The organism is Paraglaciecola sp. (assembly GCF_051252315.1).
GTDB lineage: Bacteria > Pseudomonadota > Gammaproteobacteria > Enterobacterales > Alteromonadaceae > Paraglaciecola.
This window is the reverse complement of record NZ_JBPOFP010000227.1, coordinates 1-2,971: the sequence shown is the minus strand read 5'-3', so window position 1 is coordinate 2,971 and position 2,971 is coordinate 1. Positions and strand designations below refer to the sequence as shown.

Genomic DNA, 2,971 nt, shown 5'->3' with positions numbered 1-2,971 from the left:
GCATTAGAAAACTCCTTCGTTTTATTTTATTGGAATTTTCTACTTATGACTACTTTGGTTTAGCGGGGGGATTACAACCCAGACGTAGGTAATTTTGACAAAGAATTATTAAATAATTCTGAATTCATGTTTAACGCAGTGTTAGTGGATAACTGGGTGATTGAATATGCGCATCCCGACCTACTCAATGATAAGGATTTTATACGAAAATGCTTAGCAGTATCTCATATTGTATATGAGCACATTTCTGATGAGCTTAAAGAGGACCGAGAATTGGCTCTGTTTGCACTAGAAAAAGACGCTTCAGTTATATCTTATTTTATTGATGATTTTAAATCAGAACGTGAAATTGCTAAAAAAGCAATTTTACAAAATGGTGCATTTTTGGAATATGTCGACGAAGATTTGCAGTCAGACAAAGATTTTGTAATGGCTGCTGTGAAACGATGCGGACATGCGGTTCAATATGCAGATGAAGATCTGAGATGTGATCGAGATATTGTCCTTGCTGCTGTATCACAAGATGGAGATGCGCTTGAATACGTTGATGAAGAACTCCGTGGTGATAAAGAAATTGTAATCAAGGCCGTTTCAAGAGGATATAGGGCATTACAATATGCTGATGCTGAATTACAAGACGATTTAGATGTTGTAATGGCGGCAGTTATGTATGACGGTGATGCTATTGAGTACGCATCAAAGAAGATGAAATCAAATAAAGAAATTGCTATGACCGCTGTTACTATTAGTAGCCGGGCAATTGAACACTTTGATAAATCAATTCGAAACGATAAAGATATAGCAATAGCTGCTGTCATTCGAAATGGTCGGTCTTTGCAATATCTATCAAAAGAGATGCGTAACGATAGAGATGTTGTAAAACTTGCAGTTGTTGATACTGGAAGTGCACTAGAATACGCATCGAAAGAACTTAGAGCTGATAAAGAAATAGTTTTTATTGCTATTTCAAATGATTATGATGCTTTAGATTATGCAGACAAATCCCTTAAGTCAGATGAAATGATGCTTAAGTGGAAAGATATCATCGAAAACTAATGAAATAGCCCTCTACAGTAAAAGGTATGCATGATGAACGAAGAAATGTTCGAAGTTTTAAATAGTTTAAGAGATAAGGATTATGACTACTTCAATCCTTACGAAGATAATGATGAGAAGGTGTTATTAAACAATCCTGATTTTATGTCATACGCAATGATGATAGAAGAATGGGTTATTATGAGTGCTCATCCTAACCTACTTAACGATAAGGATTTTGTAAAAAAATGTCTAGAAGTATCTGGTCACATTTATCAGCACATTTCTGACGATTTAAAAAAGGACCGCGAATTAGCACTGTTTGCTCTAGGAAAACATGCTTCAGTTATATCTCACTTTATTGATGATTTTAAAGCAGATCGTGAAATTGCTAAAAAGGCAATTTTACAAGATGGTACATGTCTTGAATTTGTCGACGTTGATTTCAAATCAGACAAAGACTTTGTGATGACTGCTGTGAAACGATGCGGACCTGCGATTCAATATGCAGATGAAGTTCTCAGATGTGATCGAGATGTTGTCCTTGCTGCAGTATCACAAGATGGTGATGCACTTGAATACGTTGATGAGGATCTCCGTGCTGATAAAGAAATTGTAATAAAGGCCGTTTCATCAGGATGCAATGCATTAAAATATGCTGATGCTAAATTACAAAACGATTTAGATGTTGTCATGGCGGCAGTAATGTTTGACCCAGACACGATTTGTTATGCATCAAAAGAGATGAAATCAAATAAAGATGTTGCTATCACAACTGTTACTGCTGATGGTACAGCAGTTGAATACTTTGATAAATCAATTCGAAACGATAAAGATATAGCAATAGCTGCTGTTATTCGAGATGGTCGTGCTTTAGCATGCCTGTCAAAAGAAATGCGTAACGATAGAGACGTAGTAAAACTTGCAGTTGCTAATACTGGACTTGCACTAGAATATGCATCGAAAGAACTTAGGGCTGATAAAGAAATTGTTATTCTTGCTGTTTCGGAAAAGTATCTTGCCTTAGATTACGCAGAAAAATCTCTTCAATCAGATAAAATGATGCTTAAGTGGAAGAGCCTCTTTGGTCCTCTACAGCCGCACGAGCAAGAGATCGTAAAAACAACATAAAACAAATTAATAACTAGAGAATCCCTTGATGATTTACTTTAGAGATATCTAGGAGACAATTGAATATCTACTTTCATTATTTCTTCTTATAATTATTTAAGGAAACATATGCAATTTTACGACATTATCGGTGACATACATGGTCACGCTACAAAACTTGAAAATCTTTTACTTAAAATGGATTATCGATTAGTTGATGGTGTCTACGAGCACGCATCTAGAAAAGCAATTTTTGTCGGCGATTATATTGATAAAGGAAGAGAAGAAACGAAAACAATTCAGATTGTACAGAGTATGGTTCAAAATGGGAGCGCATTAGCAATAATGGGAAACCATGAGTTTAATGCAATCTGTTGGGCTACTTCACACCCAGACCAACCAGGTGAATATCTGAGAAAACATACGCATAAAAATTTCGAGCAACATGAAGCCTTTCTTGAAGAATTTCCTATAGGATCAAAACAACACACAGATACCATAGCATGGTTCAAAACCCTCCCCATATATCTTGATTTAGAACATATCAGAATTGTACATGCATGTTGGCATCAAGAATCCATAGATGAATTAAACAAAATAATTAATGCGAATAATACACTTCCAGATGAAGTGTTTTTATCTGCGTCAACTAAAGGCAATCCTCACTATCAACTTATTGAAGATGTCGTTAAAGCACCAGAAAAAACTTTACCAAAAAATGTTATTTTTAAAGATCAATACGGCAAAACCCGAACATCCACACCAGTTAAGTGGTGGTTGGATATAGAACCAACATACAAAAACCTAGCATTAACCGTTCCAGAAG

Annotated in this window: 3 protein-coding genes; all 3 read left to right on the top strand. The window is 35.6% G+C overall.

Translation table 11 applies throughout. From position 1 onward, the window contains the following. Window positions 1-126: 126 nt before the first annotated feature. Window positions 127-1,056: a DUF4116 domain-containing protein gene (locus tag ACSHXM_RS21470; RefSeq protein WP_435692411.1), complete on the top strand. Its 930-nt coding sequence runs from the start codon at window positions 127-129 to the stop codon at window positions 1,054-1,056. Between the two features lie 30 nt (window positions 1,057-1,086). Next, entirely contained in the window at window positions 1,087-2,166 is a 1,080-nt protein-coding gene (locus ACSHXM_RS21465) for a DUF4116 domain-containing protein (RefSeq protein WP_435692409.1), read from the top strand. Window positions 2,167-2,274: 108 nt separating this feature from the next. Continuing rightward, window positions 2,275-2,971, top strand: a 697-nt coding sequence (locus ACSHXM_RS21460; RefSeq protein ID WP_435692407.1) for a metallophosphoesterase, incomplete at its 3' end; no start/stop codon positions are given.

Bases quoted from the DNA above. Each gene is read 5' to 3' on its own strand.
- ACSHXM_RS21470 (WP_435692411.1), top strand. From the start codon at position 127: ATGTTTAACGCAGTGTTAGTGGATAACTGGGTGATTGAATATGCGCAT.
- ACSHXM_RS21465 (WP_435692409.1), top strand. From the start codon at position 1,087: ATGATGAACGAAGAAATGTTCGAAGTTTTAAATAGTTTAAGAGATAAG.